The sequence below is a fragment of the Prolinoborus fasciculus genome (assembly GCF_056724605.1).
Genome location: NZ_JBWZQN010000061.1, coordinates 1 through 21,201 on the forward strand (window position 1 = coordinate 1; position 21,201 = coordinate 21,201).

15 protein-coding genes, 2 tRNA genes and 1 pseudogene are annotated in these 21,201 nt (G+C 44.6%); 11 read left to right on the forward strand and 7 right to left on the reverse strand.

The window, feature by feature from the left end; translation table 11 throughout:
* Positions 1–415 precede the first annotated feature (415 nt).
* On the reverse strand, positions 416–1,693 hold the full coding sequence (locus AC1P5O_RS13315; RefSeq protein ID WP_044109001.1) for an O-acetylhomoserine aminocarboxypropyltransferase/cysteine synthase family protein: 1,278 nt from the start codon (positions 1,691–1,693) through the stop codon (positions 416–418).
* A gap of 308 nt (positions 1,694–2,001) precedes the next feature.
* Here AC1P5O_RS13315 and ettA point away from each other — a divergent pair, with 308 nt between their 5' ends.
* Positions 2,002–3,663 (forward strand): energy-dependent translational throttle protein EttA, encoded by a 1,662-nt coding sequence (gene ettA / locus AC1P5O_RS13320; protein WP_044109003.1) that lies wholly within the window; start codon positions 2,002–2,004, stop codon positions 3,661–3,663.
* A gap of 76 nt (positions 3,664–3,739) precedes the next feature.
* Here the strand turns inward: ettA and AC1P5O_RS13325 are convergent, their stop codons facing one another.
* The 5 genes from AC1P5O_RS13325 to AC1P5O_RS13345 all read right to left on the reverse strand — a co-directional run bounded on the left by AC1P5O_RS13325 (position 3,740) and on the right by AC1P5O_RS13345 (position 6,423).
* Entirely contained in the window at positions 3,740–4,081 is a 342-nt protein-coding gene (locus AC1P5O_RS13325; protein ID WP_044109005.1) for a membrane protein, read from the reverse strand.
* A gap of 156 nt (positions 4,082–4,237) precedes the next feature.
* Positions 4,238–4,313: transfer RNA gene (locus AC1P5O_RS13330), tRNA-Glu, on the reverse strand.
* A gap of 38 nt (positions 4,314–4,351) precedes the next feature.
* Positions 4,352–4,427, reverse strand: a tRNA-Ala gene (locus AC1P5O_RS13335).
* Positions 4,428–4,484: 57 nt separating this feature from the next.
* Complete coding sequence (gene gltX / locus AC1P5O_RS13340) at positions 4,485–5,993, reverse strand: glutamate--tRNA ligase (RefSeq protein WP_044109007.1); 1,509 nt, start codon at positions 5,991–5,993, stop codon at positions 4,485–4,487.
* A 127-nt stretch (positions 5,994–6,120) separates the two neighbouring features.
* Entirely contained in the window at positions 6,121–6,423 is a 303-nt protein-coding gene (locus tag AC1P5O_RS13345) for a hypothetical protein (protein ID WP_004281126.1), read from the reverse strand.
* A gap of 393 nt (positions 6,424–6,816) precedes the next feature.
* Here AC1P5O_RS13345 and AC1P5O_RS13350 point away from each other — a divergent pair, with 393 nt between their 5' ends.
* The 9 genes from AC1P5O_RS13350 to AC1P5O_RS13390 all read left to right on the forward strand — a co-directional run bounded on the left by AC1P5O_RS13350 (position 6,817) and on the right by AC1P5O_RS13390 (position 17,259).
* Positions 6,817–7,818 carry a sulfate ABC transporter substrate-binding protein gene (locus AC1P5O_RS13350; protein ID WP_044109073.1) on the forward strand — a complete coding sequence of 334 codons (1,002 nt, stop codon included), beginning with the start codon at positions 6,817–6,819 and terminating at the stop codon, positions 7,816–7,818.
* 244 nt (positions 7,819–8,062) lie between these two features.
* A complete protein-coding gene (locus AC1P5O_RS13355; protein ID WP_005101406.1) occupies positions 8,063–9,082 on the forward strand; it encodes a sulfate ABC transporter substrate-binding protein in 1,020 nt (339 codons plus the stop codon).
* 185 nt (positions 9,083–9,267) lie between these two features.
* Positions 9,268–10,179, forward strand: coding sequence for a 16S rRNA (cytosine(1402)-N(4))-methyltransferase RsmH (gene rsmH, locus AC1P5O_RS13360; protein ID WP_005101404.1), 912 nt, complete (start codon positions 9,268–9,270; stop codon positions 10,177–10,179).
* A 10-nt stretch (positions 10,180–10,189) separates the two neighbouring features.
* A complete protein-coding gene (gene ftsL / locus AC1P5O_RS13365) occupies positions 10,190–10,522 on the forward strand; it encodes a cell division protein FtsL (protein WP_004281130.1) in 333 nt (110 codons plus the stop codon).
* 15 nt (positions 10,523–10,537) lie between these two features.
* Positions 10,538–12,361 carry a penicillin-binding protein PBP3 gene (ftsI, locus tag AC1P5O_RS13370; RefSeq protein ID WP_005101401.1) on the forward strand — a complete coding sequence of 608 codons (1,824 nt, stop codon included), beginning with the start codon at positions 10,538–10,540 and terminating at the stop codon, positions 12,359–12,361.
* An 11-nt stretch (positions 12,362–12,372) separates the two neighbouring features.
* A complete protein-coding gene (locus tag AC1P5O_RS13375) occupies positions 12,373–13,869 on the forward strand; it encodes a UDP-N-acetylmuramoyl-L-alanyl-D-glutamate--2,6-diaminopimelate ligase (protein WP_005101399.1) in 1,497 nt (498 codons plus the stop codon).
* A 9-nt stretch (positions 13,870–13,878) separates the two neighbouring features.
* Complete coding sequence (locus tag AC1P5O_RS13380) at positions 13,879–15,282, forward strand: UDP-N-acetylmuramoyl-tripeptide--D-alanyl-D-alanine ligase (protein WP_044109008.1); 1,404 nt, start codon at positions 13,879–13,881, stop codon at positions 15,280–15,282.
* Positions 15,283–16,401, forward strand: coding sequence for a phospho-N-acetylmuramoyl-pentapeptide-transferase (gene mraY, locus AC1P5O_RS13385; RefSeq protein WP_155861577.1), 1,119 nt, complete (start codon positions 15,283–15,285; stop codon positions 16,399–16,401).
* A gap of 54 nt (positions 16,402–16,455) precedes the next feature.
* Entirely contained in the window at positions 16,456–17,259 is an 804-nt protein-coding gene (locus AC1P5O_RS13390) for a putative RNA methyltransferase (RefSeq protein ID WP_071852298.1), read from the forward strand.
* Between the two features lie 51 nt (positions 17,260–17,310).
* Here the strand turns inward: AC1P5O_RS13390 and ponA are convergent, their stop codons facing one another.
* Positions 17,311–19,746 (reverse strand): penicillin-binding protein PBP1a, encoded by a 2,436-nt coding sequence (gene ponA / locus AC1P5O_RS13395; protein ID WP_499006150.1) that lies wholly within the window; start codon positions 19,744–19,746, stop codon positions 17,311–17,313.
* Between the two features lie 255 nt (positions 19,747–20,001).
* On the opposite strand from ponA, the pseudogene AC1P5O_RS13400 reads away from it, so the two are divergent.
* A pseudogene (locus tag AC1P5O_RS13400) lies at positions 20,002–21,059 on the forward strand (pilus assembly protein PilM).
* Positions 21,060–21,201: the final 142 nt, after the last annotated feature.

Consider the following 21,201-nt stretch of genomic DNA (forward strand, 5'->3'; position numbering starts at 1 on the left):
AAATACAAAATAATTCGGTAATATGATCCATTGAGAAGCCTTGTTTTATAACATTTTGTCTTGAGAACCAATATGTTACAAAAACAGGGCTTTTTTTCTACTCTTTTTTTATATCGAACTCAGGTTATCCCTAATTTGAAGTCAGCGTTCAAATTATTTTTATTAAAGGTTTATGGCGCTCTAACAGAATATGAGAGCGAAGGTGAGTCCAGATATGATAACTAATTCTTCAGGAAAATCTATAAATTAAACTATTGAAATTAAAATAAAAATTAGAGTAATTGCTCTATTTGTGTTCACTCTTTCATTTAACTTTTAACATGAAAATAAAAAGCAAAGCAAGTGGCTGTTTTAGAAAATAAATAAAAAAACCTCATCAAAATGATGAGGTTTCGAATCGGCTCGGGCACCGTTTTTAAACGGTCGCCAGCGCCTGCTCCAGATCGGCAATTAGGTCATCAATATGTTCAATTCCAATAGAAAGTCGTACCATATCTTCACTGACACCTGCCGATTTTAACTCCTCGGCATTGAGCTGACGATGCGTGGTGGTCGCCGGATGGCAGGCCAGACTTTTAGCATCGCCGATATTAACCAGACGTGTAAACAGTTGCAGGGCATCAATAAAACGTGTGCCGCCTTCGAGACCATGTTCTACCCCAAAGGTCAGAATGGCAGACGGTTTACCTTTCACATATTTTTGTGCCAAGGCATGCTGTGGATGATCTTTCAGGCCAGCGTAATTGACCCATTTCACTTTCGGATGTTTTTGCAGATATTCAGCGACTTTCAGTGCGTTTTTGGTATGACGTTCCATCCGTAGGCTTAAGGTTTCCAGACCTTGCAGAATCAAAAACACATTCTGCGGACTGATCGCAGCGCCGGTATTGCGTAGCGGCACCACACGGGCACGAGCGATATAAGCAGCTTCACCCAAAACCTCGACGTAGTTGACGCCGTGGTAGCTTGGGTCAGGCGTATTCAGGGCAGGGAAACGTTCAGGGTATTTACCCCACGGGAATTTACCGCTATCCACAATGATGCCGCCAATGGAATTGCCATGACCACCGATATATTTGGTCAGGGAATGCACTACAATATCCGCACCGAAATCGAAAGATTTTTGTAGTACTGGGGTGGCAACAGTATTGTCGACAATGACCGGCACGCCATATTCATGTGCAATTTTAGCAATGGCTTCCAGATCAATAATATTACCCAGCGGGTTACCAATCGATTCGACAAAGACCAGTTTGGTTTTTTCATCAATCAAGTCACGCAGACTTTCCGGTTGTTCATAATCAAAGAAACGGACTTCAATACCCTGTTTTGGCAGGGTATGGGCAAACAGGTTATAGGTACCGCCGTAAAGCGTTGACACAGAAGCAATGTTGTCACCGGCTTCAGCAATGGTTTGAATCGCATAAGTAATCGCAGCCATGCCAGAGGCCAAAGCCAGGGCGCCAATTCCACCTTCAAGCGCTGCAACACGTTGTTCCAGAACCGCAGTGGTCGGGTTCATAATTCGGGTATAGATATTGCCCTGAACCTTTAAATCAAAGAGATCGGCCCCATGTTGAGTATTGTCAAAGGCATAAGACGTGGTTTGGTAAATCGGTACTGCCACAGCTTTGGTGGTTGCTTCAGGGGTATAACCTGCATGAATCGCAAGGGTTTCTGCTTTATAGCTCATTCTGTTTGATCTTCTTGTTTAAGTTTATGGCTTGAGTGTAGCATTTTCACATATGAGTAAAAGTGCAATTTTATTGAAATAAATATATGAAATATTCATATATCGACCTGGATTTGAGTCATTTATTTTACTGAAAACAGTTGTTTAAAAAAACATCAGCAAGAAACTTGTAACAATGCATTGAAGTTCATGGCAATGGCTTATGTTTTCGCTGCTTTCTGCGTATAATAGCCGATTATTTTTTCGCTCTTTTTTGAGCTGGGGTGGTTGTTTTAACCCCATTTGGTTTTTCAGTTGAGGAGTCCTACGTGGCCCAATATATTTACACGATGAACCGAGTGTCGAAGATGGTTCCGCCTAAGCGCGAAATCCTGAAAGACATCTCCTTATCATTTTTCCCAGGCGCTAAAATTGGTGTGCTTGGTTTAAACGGTGCAGGTAAATCTACCTTGCTTCGTATTATGGCGGGCGTAGATAAAGATTTCTCTGGTGAGGCGCGTGCGCAACCGGGTACAAAAATCGGTTATCTTGAGCAAGAACCACCTTTAGACGAAAGCAAAGACGTTCGTGGTAACGTCGAAGATGGTTTACGTGAACCGCTTGATGCCTTGGCACGTCTGGATGAAGTCTTTGCTGAATATGCAGCAGAAGATGCGGATTTCGATGCACTTGCGAAAGAGCAAGAGAAGCTTGAAGCGATTATCCAGACTTGGGATGCGCATAACCTTGCGAACCAGATGGATCAAGCAGCTGCAGCATTGAACTTGCCTGCTTGGGATGCAGATGTATCTAAGCTTTCAGGTGGTGAACGCCGCCGTGTGGCACTTTGCCGTTTACTTCTGTCTAAACCAGACATGTTGCTTCTCGATGAACCGACGAACCATTTAGATGCTTCATCTGTATCTTGGTTGGAACGTTTCTTGAAAGACTTCCCGGGTACCATCGTTGCGATTACGCATGACCGTTACTTCCTGGATAACGTTGCAGAATGGATCCTTGAGCTTGACCGTGGTATGGGTATTCCGTATCAAGGTAACTACTCTTCTTGGCTTGAGCAAAAAAATGCCCGTTTAGAGCAAGAGAACAAGCAGGAAGAATCTTTTGCTAAAGCATTGAAAAAAGAACTTGAATGGGTTCGTTCAAATGCCAAAGGTCAGCAAAAGAAAAACAAAGCGCGTATGGAGCGTTTTGAAGAGCTTAACTCACGCGAATTCCAGCAACGTAACGAAACCTCTGAAATCTACATTCCACCTGGCCCACGTCTGGGCAACAAGGTTGTAGAAGTTGAAGGCATCAGCAAATCGTTTGGTGATCGCTTACTGTACAAAGATTTAACGTTCACAGTACCACCTGCTGCAATTGTGGGTATCGTGGGTGAGAACGGTGCAGGTAAAACCACGCTATTCCGTATGATGACTGGTGAACAGCAACCAGATACCGGTACGGTAACGCTGGGTGAATCGGTTAAAGTGGCTTATGTCGGTCAGATCCGTGACACCTTAGATAACAACAAAACCGTTTGGGAAGAAGTGTCTGGCGGTCTAGACATCTTGAAGATTGGTGATTACGAAATCGCATCTCGTGCGTATATCGGTCGCTTTAACTTTAAAGGCCAAGATCAGCAAAAACGCGTAGGTCAATTGTCAGGTGGTGAGCGTAACCGTTTACAACTTGCGAAAATCCTGCAAATGGGCGCAAACGTTATCCTACTCGATGAACCATCAAACGACTTGGATATCGAAACCTTGCGTGCACTTGAAGATGCCATTCTGGTATTCCCAGGTACTGTGATGGTGATCTCGCATGACCGTTGGTTCCTGGACCGTATTGCAACGCACATCTTGTCATTCGAAGGTGAAACACCTGAATTCTTCACCGGTAACTATGCTGAGTTTGAAGAATATCGCCGTAAGCGTGATGGTGATGATCTTGTAGCGAAGCGTCAAAAATATCGCAAAATCGGTGTTTAATCATCTCCGACTTTTGTAAATAAAAAAACCAGCCTCAGGGCTGGTTTTTTATGTTTATTATAGGGTGGAGGGTAAATTAGATTTCCCACTCATGATTACATTCACGGCATTTCCATTTCTTTTGGGTTTGCATGAATGCCTGCATTGAAATTTTAAAATCAGGTAAGTCCTTATAGAACATAAAGCCTGCGATCAAGGAAAAAATAAAGACGATCACAGTGGCAGTCTGTAAAGTGGTACCTGCACCATCGCCAAAAATCCACATCGCGATACTAATAATAACCAGTAATAGCAAAAGGAACAGGGCAGGGACCAGAAACATTAAGCTTTTAGGAACCACTGGACGTGGAGCTGCTTGACCTGGCTGGGCCACTGGCATGATTTTCGGGCTTTGACACTTAGGGCAACGATATTGCATTACAACTCCAAAATTCTAAATTACTGATTATTTTATCGGAAGATGCGAAGAAACCGAAATATTGCCCAACATAAAATATACAGGCAATAAAAAACCCAAGTCGCAATGCTTGGGTTTTTTATAAGATCACCATATATATTACGATGATCTTGAATATGGCGTCCCTACGGGGATTCGAACCCCGGTTACCGCCGTGAAAGGGCGATGTCCTAGGCCTCTAGACGATAGGGACAATTGAGGCAAATAACACAGCTAAAGCAAGACTTGATTTGGTGGAGTCAAGGAGGATCGAACTCCTGACCTCTACAATGCCATTGTAGCGCTCTACCAACTGAGCTATGACCCCAGTCTGTGTGAGCGCTATATTAGGGATATCGCGCTCACACGTCAACACAAAAATTAATTAAGCTTGATCAATTGCTTCATTTTTCGGCAACTTTAAGCTTTCATTGAGTTTTTCCCAGACTTTCAGCTCTTTTTTGCTTGGACCACCGACAATTTCTAGCGCATGACGTAAACGTGCAAAGGTTAAATCCGGACCAATGGTCACCATCGTTTGCATGACTGGGGTAGAGGCTGTCGAACCGGCAATCGCAATAAAGAACGCAGGCATGAAATCACGTAGCTTGATTTCCATCTGTGTCGCCAAGTCCATCAAGGTCTGGCTCACCGTGTCGTTATTCCAAGTAAACAGGCTTTCTAAACGCCAAATTGCGAATTGAAGACTTTGACGTACCTGTTCATCCGACAGTTTCTTGCTTTCAAACTGTTCTTTAGACAGGGTCGGGAAATGGTTGAAATAATGTGCAGACCAGTTCACAGCTTCAGACAGCAGGTTAATACGCGGTTGAATCGCAGCTGCAATTTCTTCTAATTTGGCACGATCTGCTTTCCAGGCCAATAAGGTGTCTAGAAGTTCAGCCGGGCTGAGTGCCTTGATCCATTGACCATTTAACCAGTTCAATTTCTCAACATCAAAGATCGGACCACCGAGGGATACACGTTTGATATCAAAATGCTCAATCATTTCAGCCAAAGTGAATTTTTCACTTTCATCTGGCATTGACCAGCCCATACGACCCAAGTAGTTCAACAAGGCTTCAGGCAGTACACCGATGTCTCTGTAATAGTTAATTGAGGTCGGGTTTTTACGTTTAGACAGCTTAGATTTATCCGGGTTACGCAGCAGTGGCATGTGGCATAGTATCGGCATTTCCCAACCAAAATATTGATACAGCAACTGATGTTTCGGCGCAGATGGAATCCATTCTTCACCACGAATTACGTGGGTGATTTGCATCAAATGATCATCTACTACGTTAGCCAAGTGGTAGGTTGGTAGGCCATCGGTTTTCAGCAGGATTTGCATGTCTACTTGCGCCCATGGAATCTCGACTTCGCCACGCAGCATGTCATTGAATTTACATACACCTTCAGTCGGTACTTTCATGCGAATCACATGTGGTTCACCAGCGGCCAAACGACGCTCCACTTCTTCTTCAGAAAGATTTAGACCACGACCATCATAACGTGGCGACTCTCCACGTGCCTGCTGTTCTGCACGCATTTGATCCAGTTCTTCTGCAGTTGCGAAACAGTAGAAGGCATGACCTTTCTCTACCAGTTCCAAGGCATAATTTTTATAGATATCCATACGTTCTGACTGGCGGTACGGCGCATGCGGGCCACCGACATCAGGACCTTCAGACCAGTTCAGACCCAACCAGCGCAATGAATCCAGGATCATTTTTTCAGATTCAGGCGTTGAGCGCAGTTGGTCAGTATCTTCAATACGAAGAATGAATTCACCGCCATGCTGTTTAGCAAAACATAAGTTAAACAAGGCGATATAGGCAGTACCTACATGCGGAAAACCAGTAGGAGAAGGTGCAATACGAGTACGAACAGTCATAGCCGGATCTAATCTTAGATATAAAATTGCAGCTATTATAGCGAAAAAGCCACATCACTTAATGCTTTATTCAACATTGAATGATGTGGCTTTTAAATCCGGGAATATTCAGCGCTGTTGAGGCTGATTAAGAATGAGCGCTCGAAAAAATACTTTGGACAAAGCGGGTGAAGCGGTAATTCTGTTCTGCAAAGAAATTTTGCGAAGGTGCGACTTTAAATGCAGTCAAGACTTTGAGATTATCTTCTGTTTGAAGTGTTTTTTCAGTTTTTTGTTGCTGAATCGCTTTTTCAATCGGCGAAGTCTTGCTTTCAACAGTGCTTACTGTAGGCTTCGGCAAATCTGTCTTCACAACGACGGCATGACCGAGTTGAATCGAGAACAACATAATCAGGCTTAGGATGCTGGCTGTGAATAATGTAAATTTCATATCCAAACTTCCTCCTTACTTCGGGTTGGTTTTATTTTGTTAAAAATGTTTTTTTAATACTCTGCCTACAATTTAATCACAGTTGATCATAAAGAAGTAGAACCAAGTCACATTTTTTACAAAAGAAATAATATAACTCTGTGGAAAATTACCAAAAATCGTAATTTCCTGTTTTGGTGGCCTATTTTTAACAGACAACTGTGAAGAGAGCGTGAAGAACTGTCTTATATTGTAGCAGAAGATTACTTTTCTAGCAGAATATGTATCCGGATTTAATTGTTAGAAGATATCTCAAAATCATCAATAGATTGTAGATATTGTTATAAATGCATGATTGTTATGCTTATTTTTGATTTGTATAGTGCAGCTCATATAAACAAAGAGTTACATCAGATGAAAAAAATAATAGCATCCGCAATCTTGACAATTTTAGTTGGAACAGCTGTACAGAATTCCGTCGCCAAAGATTTCCTGAATGTCTCTTATGACCCGACCCGTGAATTTTATCAGGAATATAACGAAGAATTTGGCAAGTTCTGGAAGCAGAAAACCGGACAAACGGTTAATTTTAAACAGTCGCATGGCGGTTCAGGCAAGCAGGCGCGTTCAGTGGTCGATGGTTTGCAGGCCGATGTCGTAACCTTGGCCTTGGCCAATGATATCGAAGAAATCGTCAATGCCGGTTTAATCGAGAAAGACTGGCAAAAAGAGTTTCCGAGTAATTCGGCACCCTATACGTCTACGATTGTATTCTTGGTGCGTAAAGGCAATCCAAAGCAAATCAAAGACTGGAATGATCTGACCAAAGCGGGTGTGGACATTATTACCCCAAACCCGAAAACTGGTGGCGCGCCACGTTGGATCTACCTGTCTGCTTGGGGTTATGCACTGAAACAGCCAGGCGGTAATGATGCGAAAGCCAAAGAGCTGGTGAAAAAACTTTATCAAAATGTCAAAGTTTTAGATTCCGGTGCCCGTGGTTCACTGACGACGTTTGCCGAGCGCGGCATTGGTGATGTGCTTTTATCCTGGGAAAATGAAGCCTTGCTGGCGACGCAAGGTCTGGGTAAAGACAAGTACGATATTGTCTATCCATCGATTTCAATTCTGGCCGAACCATCGGTAGCGATTGTCGATAAGAACGTGAATAAAAATGGCACTACCCATCTGGCAAAAGGCTATTTGAACTATTTATATTCACCGAAAGGGCAGGAGCTTGCTGCGAAATATTTCTTCCGTCCGCGGGATGCCAAAGTCGCTAACAAATATTCAGCCCAGTTTCCGAAAATCCAGACCTTTACCATTGATAAAGTCTTTGGTGGTTGGGCCAAAGCGCAAAAAACACATCTTGTGAATGGGGCGATTTATGACCAGATTTACAATGAAAAAAGATAAGTAAGCTGTAGTCCAGATGGAATAAAGAAAATGGCTAAAGTGTTATCCATTTTCTTTATATCTAATGCATAAAATTCTATATCTTAGATATAAGTAGAATAATAAACTGTATTTTCCTTTTAAAAACAAAATATTAAGTCAGAAAAACCTTTCATTTTATCGTGTTGTGATGTTGTAGGGTGAATTGCGATAAATGATTTTATTTCATATAGTTATATCTAATGAAGATAAACTCTGTGCTGCCATGAAAACTCAATTAAAATCGTTATTTAGTGCTGCCTTGTTGGCGACTGGTTTAGGCATGACCGCGACTGCTTCACAAGCAGCAGACCGTCAGTTTCTGAATGTATCCTATGATGCCACGCGTGAGTTCTATGATGAATTTAACAAATCATTTGGGACTTACTGGAAAAACCGCACCGGTCTGGATGTGAATTTCAAGCAGTCTCATGGCGGTTCGGGCAAACAGGCGCGTTCTGTGGTCGATGGCCTGAAAGGTGATGTGGTGACTTTGGCGCTGGCCAATGACATCGAAGAAATTGTGAAATCTGGTCAGATTCAGCCGGGCTGGCAAAAGGAATTCCCACACAACTCGGCACCTTATACTTCGACGATCGTATTCATGGTCCGCAAGGGCAACCCGAAAGGCATCAAGGACTGGAATGACCTAACAAAACCAGGCGTGCAAATTATTACGCCAAACCCGAAAACGGGCGGTTTGCCGCGTTGGGTGTATCTGTCTGCATGGGGTTATGCCGAGAAACAGCCAGGCGGCAATAAAGCTAAAGCACAGGATTTTGTTGGCAAACTTTATAAGAACGTGAAAGTGATGGATTCTGCTGCACGTGCTTCAATGACCACCTTTGCCGAGCGTGGGATTGGCGATGTATTGCTGACTTGGGAAAATGAAGCCTTGGTCACGCAAAAGACCTTGGGTAAAAACAAGTTTGATATCGTCTATCCATCAATTACCATTTTGACTGAACCGTCAGTGGCGATTGTGGATCGTACCGTAGAGAAAAATGGCAATAAATGGCTAGCAACAGGTTATATCAATTACCTGTATTCACCATTGGGTCAGGAAATGGCAGCTAAACATTTCTATCGTCCACGTAATGAAAAAGTATTAGCGAAATATTCGGCACAGTTCCCGAAAATCAAAACCTTTACCATTGATGAGGTCTTTGGTGGTTGGGCCAATGCACAGAAAACCCATTTTGTGAATGGTGCAATTTTCGACCAGATTTATAACAGCAAACGTTAATTGATCTGCGAAGTCCTCTTGCTGGTAAAAAAGCCTCCTGAACAGGAGGCTTTTTTTGTGGCAGAAAATGCTAAAACGGTTTTCTCTATGGAAAGTAATATTTATCTACAAAAAGTCGTTTGGAGCTTTGCCTAAACAGGGTGATAATGTGCAGTTAAATTTTCCCCCCTATTGATTGAGTTTTTATGTCACATATTTCTGTATTACTTCACGAAACGATTGATGCCTTGTTGGCGGGTCGCAATACGGGAACTTATGTGGATGGTACCTTTGGCCGTGGTGGACATACGCGTTTATTGCTGTCCAAATTAGATGAAAATGCACGCGTCTATGCCTTTGATAAAGATCCACAAGCACTGGCTGTAGCGGCTGAACTCGAACAAGAAGATTCACGTTTTAAAATTATTCATGCCAGCTTTGCTGATCTGAAAGAGGCATTGGCTGAGCTGGGCATTGAACACGTCGATGGGGTGATGGCGGATCTTGGTGTTTCTTCACCGCAGCTGGATCAGGCTGAACGTGGTTTCAGTTTTATGAAAGATGGCCCACTGGATATGCGCATGGACAACTCGCAAGGTCCCACCGCAGCAGAATGGCTGACCCAGATTGAAGAAGAAGCACTGGCGAATATCATTTTTAAATATGGTGAAGAGCGTTATAGTCGCCGTATTGCCAAAGCGATTAAAGCTGCTGGATATATTGATACCACGGCAAAGCTCGCTGAGATCGTAAAAGTAGCGCACCCGAAATGGGAAAAAAATAAGCATGCTGCGACCCGTACTTTCCAGGCAATTCGTATTGCTATTAATAAGGAATTAGAAGATATTGAAATCTTCTTGCCTCAGGCCGTTGAAATCTTGAAACCTGAAGCACGTTTGGCGGTGATTAGCTTCCATTCACTGGAAGACCGTTTGATTAAACAATTTATTCAAAAAGAGTCAACGCTTGAAGAGGATTCAGGCTGGGGAATGCCACAACAACAGAAAGATACGCGACGTTTAAAGAAAGTTTCTCGTGTTAAAGCCAGTGATGAGGAGGTCAAAGCCAATCCTCGTTCACGTAGCGCATGGCTCCGGGTAGCAGAACGTTTAGCTTAATAGGCAGATCATGAAAACGGAAGTGGTTGATAAAAAAACAGAAAAATTGTGGCTGAAAAAAGTTACAATCTATCTCATGCTGATATTGATGGTCTTCATCAGTGCAGTATTTGTGGTATTTCAGGTATTTGAATACCGTCAGGATAACAGAAAGCTGAGTACCTATCTGCGTGAAAGGGATGACCTGAATGCAGAGTGGGGGCGTTTGCTGATTGAGCAGCAAACTTTTGGCGCGACGGCACAGATCGGTACGCGTGCAGTGACACAGCTGCGTATGTATTCACCTCCGGTTTCACAAAGTGTCGTGATTTCCTTACCACAAACTTCAGATGAGAAAAAATAAGGCTAGCGTTCCGACATGGTAGACAAGAGAAAGAAGCAACCGGTACGTAAAAAACAATCGGTCACCGACAAAAATGCCTCAAATGTTTATATCAATCGTTTTTACATCATGTGGGCGGTGGTGTTGCTGTGTTTTGTGACACTGATTTGCCGTGCTTTCTATGTACAGATTATTAATAAAGATTTTTTGCAAAACAAAGCCAATGCCAATATTTTAAGAACCAATACCATCAAGGCAATGCGTGGCGTAATTTATGATCGTAATGGCATTCCATTGGCTATCAGTACCCCAATCATGAAAATTGTGATTGATCCACGTGATTATTTTGACAATAAAAAACTCTATGACGAGACCATGCTGGCGCTGGAAAAAGAACCGAATAGCCGCAAGCTCAAACGTCAGCTACCGGATAAAAACCTGAATCTGGATGAGCTGGCGGATGCAGTCGGTATGGATCGGGCAGAACTACGTAAAAAAATGGAAGAACGTCCGCGTTCACGTTATCTGATCCTGAAAAAAGAAGTTCCGCCACAACAGGCCGAACTGATTATGAAACGTAATTTTCAGGGCGTATATACCGAGAAAAACTATAAACGTTATTATCCGCAGCCACAGCCGAACTCTCAGATTATTGGCCTGACCAATAGCGAAGGCAGCGGGATTGAAGGTCTGGAAATGCAGCTGAATAGCCGTCTTTCCGGAAAGGATGGCGAACAGCAGATCATTCGCGATAAAAAAGGCAACCGGGTCAAAGAACCGGAAGTGATTAAAGAAGTTGAACCGGGTGAAAATATTACCCTGAGTATCGACTCGCGTCTGCAATATATTATGTACCGTGAGCTGACGGCTGCTGGTGTCGCCAATAATGCCCGTTCAGCGACTGCGATTGCTGTTGATGTCAAAACCGGTGAAATTCTGGCGCTGTCATCATGGCCATCGTATAACCCGAATGACAAAAACAGCCTGCTCAACAAGGATGCCATGCGTAACCGCGGTGCAGTCGATTCTTTCGAACCGGGCTCGACCATGAAGCCGCTCACTGTAGCGATGGCCTTGGAAAGTGGCAAATATACGGCGAATTCAGTCGTTAATACCACACCGGGCAGTATGCGAGTCGGTAATCATACCATTCGTGATACGCATAACTATGGTCAGTTGACGCTCGGCGGCATTCTGCAGAAATCCTCTAACGTCGGTGTGGCGAAACTGGCCTTGTCGCTGCCGTATGAAACCTTGCCAACCTTCTATAAACGCTTGGGTTTTGGTCAGCGTTCAGCGGTGAAATTCCCGGGTGAAAGTGCCGGTCTGATTCTGCCTCCTAGCAAATGGAATGTGTCAGAAGTGGCAACCATGTCCTATGGTTATGGTCTGAATGCGACGGTACTACAGCTGGCTGATGCCTATGCCATGCTGGCCAATAAAGGCGTGAAAATGCCGCTGAGCCTGTACAAGCTGGAAGAACAGCCCCAGGGTGAACAGATGATCGATGCCAATATTGCCGATCAGGTCCTGCTGATGATGGAAACCGCAACCTTGCCAGGTGGTACGGCGACTCGCGCCACCATTCCAGGTTACCGCGTGGCGGGTAAAACCGGTACTGCACATAAATTGCGTGCCGACCGTAAAGGTTATTCAACCAGTGAATACCGGGCTTTATTTGCCGGCGTGGCACCAGTCAGTGATCCACGGATCGCTATGGTGGTGGTGGTAGAAAACCCACAAGGCACTTACTATGGCGGTACGGTATCTGCACCGGTCTTTGCCCGCGTGATGCAGGAATCCTTGCGTCTGCTGAATGTCCCTCTGGACAAACCTTTAGAACCTCCCAAAGTCCAGTAAATAGGTGATCAATGTCTATTACATTTCAAGATCTCTACACCCCTCACGATGTCGCTGACTGGATGAAGCAATCCTTTCAGGGCTTCGAGCTGGATAGTCGTAAAGTCAAACCGGGACAAATTTTTATTGCCCTGACCAGTCTGTCTCAACCGGAAAAAACTGCTCAATTCGCCCAGAAAGCCTTAGAGCAGGGTGCATTGGCCGTGATTTCAGAAACTGAACTGGATGTATCTCCAAATTTGGTGGTAGCAGATGTACGTCATCTAATGGGTCAATGGCAAAAGCAGTATTTGCAAGCGACTCAACCTGTGCAAGCTGCTCGAATTCTGGCAGTTACCGGCACCAATGGTAAAACCACGATTTCTCGCTTGGTGGCTGAATTCATCATGTTGCAAGGTAAAGCCTGTGCAGTGATGGGTACTACAGGTAACGGGATTTTGCCAAATCTGGAAGCATCTTCGCATACCACTCTAGATGCTTTGCAACTGCAAAATGCCTTGCATGGCTATGTGCAGGCCGATGCGGAGTTTGCCTCGATTGAAGCCAGTTCGCATGGTCTGGAACAAGGCCGCTTGAATGGTTGTGATATCGAGATTGCGGGCTATAGTAATTTGAGTCGTGACCATCTGGACTATCACGGTACGCTGCAAGCTTATGCGGAAGCAAAGTCTGGTTTATTCCGTTTTGAATCATTAAAAGTGGCTGTCATCAATATCGATGATGAACATGCACAGATCATGCTGGATGCTGCACAAACTAATCCGGCACAGCCTAAAATTTTGACTTATTCCACCAAGCAAAAAGCGGATTATCAGGTTCAGGATATTCAGTACAGCATTTCAGGTGCGACCTTTAAACTAAAAACTGCTTCTGCTGAATATATGGTTAACAGTCCATTGCTGGGCCATTTCAATATTGAAAATCTGGTCGCCAGTCTGATTATGGTGGAGCAGGCTGGGTTTGACCTGAACAGTTTGATTGCGTCTGTACCACAGCTCAAAGGTGCGCCCGGTCGGATGCAGGTGCTGCGTGATGGAGAGCGCCTGTTTGTGGTGGATTATGCCCATACCCCGGATGCCCTGACTCAGGTTCTGGTGACCTTGAAACGTCATGTTTCACAAAATCTCTGGGCAGTCTTCGGCTGTGGTGGCGACCGTGACCGTGGTAAACGTCCACTGATGACTCAGGCAGCATTGGAGGGTTCAGATATCGCAGTACTCACTTCTGATAACCCACGAACCGAAGATCCGGCACAAATTTTTGCTGATATGAAAAATGATATCGACTTTTCCGGCAAAATCTATCATGAAATTCATGACCGTCGTGAAGCGATCAAGTTTGCGGTTAAACACGCACAGGCGGGTGATATTGTCGTGATTGCAGGGAAAGGTCACGAAAACTATCAGGAAATTGATGGCGTACGTCACTGGTTTGATGACGTGGTCGAAGTGCAGGCTGCGATTGATGCCCAGCATTGCAACACAGATTCAGCCTATTCAGCGCATTAGGATTCAGATATGCATACCTCAACAACAAGTACTGCGGCGCTGGAGCCGTGGAGCATAGAACAATTACAGCAGGCCACCCAAGGCTACTGGCTGAATGATAAAAAGCCTGCAGGCCAGATCAAGCGGATTTTGACTGATTCACGTGATGCAGAATCAGGTGATGCTTTTCTTGCGCTGAAAGGTGAGCGTTTTGACGCACATGACTTTATTGCACAAGTGGCGGCTCAAGGTTGTGAAATTGCCATTGTCAGCTGTCCGGTGGATGCTGATATTTGCCAGCTGGTGGTAGAAGATACCCGTCTGGCATTGGGATTGTTGGGAGCTTATCGCCGTCAGCAGAATTCTCAACTTAAAGTCATTGCCTTGACCGGCAGCAGTGGCAAGACCACGACTAAGGAAATGCTGGGAAGCATTCTGTCACGTCTGGCACCGACCTTGGTGACGCGTGGTAATTTGAATAATGACCTTGGCGTGCCGGTAATGTTGCTGGAGCTACGTCCTGAACATCAATATGCAGTAATGGAACTCGGTGCAAGTCATCAGGGTGAAATTGATTACACTTCAAAAATGGTACAGCCGCATGTGGCCGGAATCATTAATATCGGGACTGCACATTTAGGTGAATTTGGCGGCCGTGACGGGATTTGCCGTGCAAAATCCGAGATTTATGCGCATATCTCTGAAATTTCGATTATTCCTGCTGCCGATGATTTTGCTGAAACGATTCGTGCCGCAGTAAAAACCGAAAAAAGCTTGAGTTTTGGTGCTGGTGGTGATGTATATGCCAGCGATGTAGTCCTTGATGCTCAATCTTCAACCTTTACCCTGAATACAGCGCAAGGCTCGAAAACAGTTCAGTTGCCATTTGCCGGCGAACATAATGTTGAAAATGCGACCGCAGCAGCAGCTTTCGCCCTGGCGATCGGTGTTGGTCTGGATGATATCGTGGCCGGTCTGGAACAGGCCGTGGGTGCCAAAGGTCGTCTGAACTTTATTCCACACAAAGACTATTTGTTTATTGATGACACCTATAATGCCAATCCGGGTTCGATGCGTGCAGCAGCAGAAGTGTTGGCGCAGCAGCAGGGCATCCGGGTCATGGTCACCGGCGATATCGGTGAACTGGGTTCATCTGCCGCAATCGAGCATTACAAGCTCGGTCGGGATCTGGTCTCGGTCAAAGGCATTAATTTTGTGGTGGCTGTGGGTGAATTTGCGCCTGCCGCACAAGAAGGTGCTCGTAGTACACAATATGGTAAAAAAATGCAGGCTTTCCTGAATCAGGAGCAGGCCTTGCCATTTTTAATTGATTTGATTGAAACACATCATCCCCAGCCAATGTCTTTCCTGTTTAAGGGGTCGCGTTTTACCCATATGGAAACATTGATGGCTGCATTGATGGAGAAACTCTAAATGCTGTTATGGCTATTTGACCTTCTGGCGGGCTTTGACAGCACGTTTCAGGTGGTTCGTTATTTAACTTTACGTGCTTTACTCAGTGTTTTGACGGCACTGACCATTGGCCTGGTGCTTGGCCCAATCATGATTCGCAAGCTGCAGGCGCTGAAATATGGTCAGGCAGTCAGCTCGTATGCCCCTGAAAACCATGCCAAGAAAATGGGTACACCGACCATGGGCGGGGTGCTGATCCTGCTTTCAATCGGGATTTCGACTTTACTCTGGGCGGATCTGTCTAATCCTTATGTCTGGATTGTACTGGGTGTAATGGTGATTTTCGGTGCCGTGGGCTGGGCCGATGACTGGATCAAAATCCGTTATAAAGACAATGCAGGTTTGCCTGCGAAGAAAAAATTCTTCTGGACTTCAGTGGGTTCGTTGGGTGCTGGTATAGCCTTGTATGTGATTGCGCAGCAACAGACCAATCCGGTGCATACTGCGAATATGCTGGATCTGCTGATTCCATTCTTTAAAGACTTAAGCATTCCATTGTCAATGATTCCGCTGGGTATTGGATTTATTATCTTTACCTATTTCGTCATTAACGGTGCATCCAATGCCGTGAACTTGACCGATGGTCTGGATGGTCTGGCGATCATGCCAATCGTGCTGGTGGCTACAGGTCTGGGCGTATTTGCCTATCTGGCCGGTGATGTGCGTTTTGCCAATTATCTGCATATTCCTTATGTAAAATACTCGTCTGAACTGGTGGTGATCTGTGCTGCCATGATCGGAGCCGGTTTAGCTTTTCTTTGGTACAATGCCCATCCAGCCCAAGTGTTTATGGGTGATGTCGGTGCTTTATCTCTCGGTGCAATGCTCGGTACGATTGCCGTCATGGTGCGTCAGGAAATCGTATTTGCGATTATGGCTGGTGTTTTTGTAGTGGAAGCGATTTCAGTATTCCTGCAGATTGGTTCATTAAGAATGCGTAATAAACGCGTATTCCTGATGGCGCCGCTGCATCATCATTATGAAAAGAAAGGCTGGCGTGAAACCCAGGTGGTGATCCGTTTCTGGATTATTACGATTATGCTGGTAGTTTTGGGTCTAATGACCTTAAAATTGCGCTAAGAAATGCATGGGAAAAAGTCGGCGCATGCCGGCTTTTTTGTTTTGGAGAAAATGATGAATTTACTCATGTGCCCAGTCTGTCGCCAGCAGTTGAGCTTAAATGAAAGAACATGGCGCTGTGAGAATCATCATAGTTACGATGTCGCCAAACAGGGCTATGTGAACCTGCATGTGGTTCAGCATAAGCACAGCAAAAACCCGGGAGATACGCCTGAGTCTGTGCAGGCACGTCGCGCATTTCTCAGTGCAGGTTATTATGCGCCTTTGCAACAGGCTGTCGTGGAAAAGATTCGCGAGTTGCGGATTGAGAACCTTTTAGATATTGGTTGTGGCGAAGGCTATTATACGAATGCCATGCAGGCGGAAGTGCTGCAATGCGTCGGGGTTGATATTGCCAAAAATGCAGTTCAGGTGGCTGCCAAGCTGAATAAAGAGGTGACTTGGGTGGTGGGAACCGGGGCAACCTTACCAGTACTGGATGAGTCAATTGATCTCTGTACCAGCTTATTTAGTCCGATTCCCAAACAGGAAATCCTGCGGGTATTAAGGCCGAAGTCTTATTTGATGGTAGTGACGCCGGCACCACAACATTTATATGCTATGCGTGAGGCTTTATTTGAAGAAGTGAAACCACACGAGCCGCAGAAGTTTGTTGAGCAGTTGCAAGATGAATTTAATCTGGTTAGTGAGCAGGTGATTGATGCGCCAATGGTTTTGCCACAGGCTGATTTAAAAAACCTGATTGCGATGACGCCATATGCTTATAAGGCCAAACCTGAACGTCGTTTAGCACTTGAACAGCAGGATCAGTTTGAATTACTGGCGCAATATCAGATTTACCTGTTTCAGAAAAAATAAAAAATGCATATAAAAAAGCCCTCAACTGAGGGCTTTTTTATATCAGTCAGATTACTGGACTTCTTCAATCAGATTTTCCAGAGAATCTACCCGGTTCGGCTGAAGAGGCTGTTCTTGTGGTGCAGAACTTTCATCATCTGGTAAACGAATCGGTTGATCTGGCAAATCTTCAAAGTCAGTTTCTGTGCGTTTCGGGACGACCACAGGTGCAGGACGGTAAAGCGCTGTCGCCAGAGGCGGAGAAGACGGATCATTCTGTGCTTCATCAGCCTGAACCACCTTGTTGCGATTTACCGGTGCCTTAGCATTGCGGTCTAAACGTACCCAGGCTTCTGGCTGGCCTTTTAATGCCTTGCCCATAAAATCGGTCCAGATCGGTAGAGCTGCCACACCACCATATTCACGGCGACCTAAAGTGGTTGGCTGATCAAAGCCTACCCAGGTCACGGTGACTAACTTACCATTGAAACCTGCAAACCAGGCGTCTTTGGCATCATTAGTGGTACCGGTCTTCCCGCCGATATCACCACGACCAATTCTTAATGCAGCACGGCCAGTACCATGCTGAATCACATCACGCAAAATGTTGGCCATGTCATAGGCAGAGCTGGATTTTAAAATACGCTGTGCCTGACGATAATTACTGTCTTCGGCAGAGACTTTAGGTGCAGGCTGTTTTTGCTCTAAAGTTGTATTGTTAATTGCAATTGCTTCGTCATCTGCGGTAATAGGGTCAGTGGCTTGAACTGTTTCTTCTTTTTCATTAATACATGAAATACAGGCATATTCAGGCTTGGCTTCAAAGATGGTATTGCCATAGGCATCTTCAATACGGGTAATAAAGTGCGGCTGAATTCGGTAACCGCCATTGGCAAAGGTAGCATAGCCAGTCACCATCTGAATCGGGAGGACCTGCGGGGTGCCTAATGCAATAGTATAGTTACGTGGAATCTGACTGTCTTGTAAACCAAAATCCATGAATAACTGACGTGTACGTTCAATCCCGACGGCCTGTAATAAGCGCACTGAGACTGTATTACGTGACAGATAAAGTGCACGACGTAGGGGGATCATGCCCAGATAACGGCCATCCGAGTTACGTGGCGTCCATTTGCCAATGGTAATGGGTGCATCATTGACCATAGTATGCGGCGTCATGCCACGTTCTAAAGCCAGGGCATAAACAAAAGGCTTAATGGTAGAGCCGGGTTGACGCCAGCCTTGGATTGCACGGTTAAATTTCGACTGATAAAAGTTATATCCCCCGACAATGGCTTCAATCGCACCATTATTTGGATTGATGGCAATCAATTGTCCTTGCACGTTGGGGATCTGCACCAATGACCAAGAGGTTTTATTTTCATTGGGTCTTAAACGAACAATGTCTTTGACTTTGACAATCTCGGACGCTTTGCTCGGTGCGCCACCTACACTGTTGACGTTACGAAAGCGACGCGCCCAGGACATACCTGACCAGGGAACAGTCACGCTGCTTCCGTCCTGCATGAGTGCTTCAAAACTAGAATTACCCACCTGAATTACTTGCGCAGGATAGGTGTTGGCATAAGCACGGAACTTGTCGAGGGGTTGATCATGTGCTTCAGCACCACGCCAGCCATGTCGACGGTCATAAGCCTCTAAGCCTTCTTGTACCGCTTGTTCCGCATAGGCCTGACGTTCACTATGAATGGTAGTATAGACTTTATAACCAGAATCTACCGCCTGTTCACCAAAGTTTTGTACCAGTTCAGAACGTACCATTTCACCGACATACGGAAATTTATTACGGGTACTCCGGTCAGGCATATCTAAATTTACCGGTTCAGCAATGGCTTGCTGATACTGGCTCTGATTTAAATAGCCCAGTTGCAGCATACGACCCAAAATCCAGTTACGACGTTCCAAGGCACGTTTGGGATTGGCGACCGGATTGTATCGAGAAGGTGCTTTAGGCAGGCCAGAGATCATGGCCATTTGTGCAATTGAAAGCTCTTCTAAGCTCTTGTTATAGTAAATTTTAGCTGCTGCGGCGATGCCGTAAGCATTTTTCCCCAAGAAAATTTTATTGACATACAGGGTCAGAATTTCTTCTTTACTTAAGTTTTGCTCAATTTTACGAGCCAGAAAAATTTCCGTCAGTTTACGCTTTAGCGTCCGTTCAGGGCTAAGGTAATAGTTTTTTGCCACTTGCATGGTAATGGTCGAACCGCCGGTCTGTACATCCGAGCCAGTCACCGTTTCACTGAGTGCGCGGCCCAAGCTTTTAAAGCTGATTCCGCTATGCTCAAAAAAGCTGGAATCTTCAGCGGCGAGGAAAGCATGAATAAATTCGGTTGGAATTTGTTCATATTTCACGGGAACAGAAAGCTTGCCTCCATATTCGGCAATTAATTCATTATCTGAACTAAAAACTTGTAAAGGCTTTAATAGAGGGGCCTTTTTAAGCGTAGACATTTCAGGCAAAGATGGGGCAATATAGAGATACATGCCATAGAAACCCATCGGAATTGAGATCAGTATAATGATAATGATCAAAAAAAATGGATGAACAAGGCCTGAACAAGATAGCTTTTTCATAACAAGTAAGTTTTAATAAGAGCTAATGGCGAACTAATTACCGGTCAGTATATCCTGTCGATATCCATATTGTTAGATGAGTTATTGTATCTATATAAAATTATAGACTGGACCAATTGGTAAGTTAGATTGAATTGGGGACAAAAAAATAATAGAAAGTGTATTGTGCGCAGGTTATATCGTAAACCAAATAAGGGGTTAATAGGAGTCGATATTAGTTCGACTTCTGTTAAGGTTTTAGAACTTTCTGTAAAAAGTGGCCGTTACTGGGTAGAGAGCTATGCTTTGGTCCCATTATCGGAAAACAGTGTTGTTGAAAAAAACATCTTAAACCCAGAAGCAGTCGCTGATGCCCTTGGGCGTGCAATTAATTTGGGCAATACCCAGTCGAATCAGGCCGCTTTTGCGATTCCAACTTCAATGGTCATCACCAAAATCATTGAGATGGATGCAGACATGTCGGATGATGAACGTGAAGTTCAGATTCGTGAAGATGCGGAACAATATATTCCTTTTCCACTCGATGAAGCGAGTCTGGACTTTGAAGTTCTGCCAGACCGCCTTTCCAATCCGAACCGGGTCAATGTGCTGCTGGTCGCGACACGGATCGAAAATGTCGAAGCACGTTCTGAAGTTTTAGAGATTAGCAGTCTAACGCCTAAGATTGCAGATGTAGAAAGTTTTGCGCTGGAAAATGCCTTTAAGGTATTTTCGGACACTTTGCCGATGGGGGTCAATACGGTTGGTATTTTAGACATTGGTCATAGTATGACGACCTTGTCGGTGATGCAGAACAACAAGATTATTTATACCCGTGAGCAGGTGTTTGGTGGCAAGCAATTGACTCAGGAAATTCAGAATCGTTATGGATTGTCTTTTGAAGAAGCTGGACGTGCTAAAAAACCCGTGCCTTGCCGGATGATTATGATATTGAAGTGCTAGAACCATTTCTGGATGCCGTCGTACAACAGGCAGCCCGTTCATTGCAGTTCTTCTTTTCATCTTCTCAGTTTAATGAGATTGACCATATTTTACTGGCCGGCGGGAATGCCAATATTCCAGGTCTGGCAAAATTATTACAACAAAAACTCGGTTACCGTGTCACGATCGCGAATCCATTTTTGCAAATGGGCTTTTCTCCTCAAATTGATATTAAAAAAATTGAAAATGACGCGTCATCACTCATGGTTGCATGCGGTTTGGCATTAAGGAGTTTTGATTAATGGCAAGAATTAACTTAACCTGAGTTCGATATAAAAAAAGAGTAGAAAAAAAGCCCTGTTTTTGTAACATATTGGTTCTCAAGACAAAATGTTATAAAACAAGGCTTCTCAATGGATCATATTACCGAATTATTTTGTATTT

Excerpts from the sequence above, each read along its gene's own strand:
- AC1P5O_RS13315 (WP_044109001.1), bottom strand. The coding sequence starts at position 1,693 with ATGAGCTATAAAGCAGAAACCCTTGCGATTCATGCAGGTTATACCCCT.
- AC1P5O_RS13325 (WP_044109005.1), bottom strand. The coding sequence starts at position 4,081 with ATGCAATATCGTTGCCCTAAGTGTCAAAGCCCGAAAATCATGCCAGTG.
- gltX (WP_044109007.1), bottom strand. The coding sequence starts at position 5,993 with ATGACTGTTCGTACTCGTATTGCACCTTCTCCTACTGGTTTTCCGCAT.
- AC1P5O_RS13345 (WP_004281126.1), bottom strand. The coding sequence starts at position 6,423 with ATGAAATTTACATTATTCACAGCCAGCATCCTAAGCCTGATTATGTTG.
- AC1P5O_RS13350 (WP_044109073.1), top strand. The coding sequence starts at position 6,817 with ATGAAAAAAATAATAGCATCCGCAATCTTGACAATTTTAGTTGGAACA.
- AC1P5O_RS13355 (WP_005101406.1), top strand. The coding sequence starts at position 8,063 with ATGAAAACTCAATTAAAATCGTTATTTAGTGCTGCCTTGTTGGCGACT.
- rsmH (WP_005101404.1), top strand. The coding sequence starts at position 9,268 with ATGTCACATATTTCTGTATTACTTCACGAAACGATTGATGCCTTGTTG.
- ftsL (WP_004281130.1), top strand. The coding sequence starts at position 10,190 with ATGAAAACGGAAGTGGTTGATAAAAAAACAGAAAAATTGTGGCTGAAA.
- ftsI (WP_005101401.1), top strand. The coding sequence starts at position 10,538 with ATGGTAGACAAGAGAAAGAAGCAACCGGTACGTAAAAAACAATCGGTC.
- AC1P5O_RS13375 (WP_005101399.1), top strand. The coding sequence starts at position 12,373 with ATGTCTATTACATTTCAAGATCTCTACACCCCTCACGATGTCGCTGAC.
- AC1P5O_RS13380 (WP_044109008.1), top strand. The coding sequence starts at position 13,879 with ATGCATACCTCAACAACAAGTACTGCGGCGCTGGAGCCGTGGAGCATA.
- mraY (WP_155861577.1), top strand. The coding sequence starts at position 15,283 with ATGCTGTTATGGCTATTTGACCTTCTGGCGGGCTTTGACAGCACGTTT.
- AC1P5O_RS13390 (WP_071852298.1), top strand. The coding sequence starts at position 16,456 with ATGAATTTACTCATGTGCCCAGTCTGTCGCCAGCAGTTGAGCTTAAAT.
- ponA (WP_499006150.1), bottom strand. The coding sequence starts at position 19,746 with ATGTATCTCTATATTGCCCCATCTTTGCCTGAAATGTCTACGCTTAAA.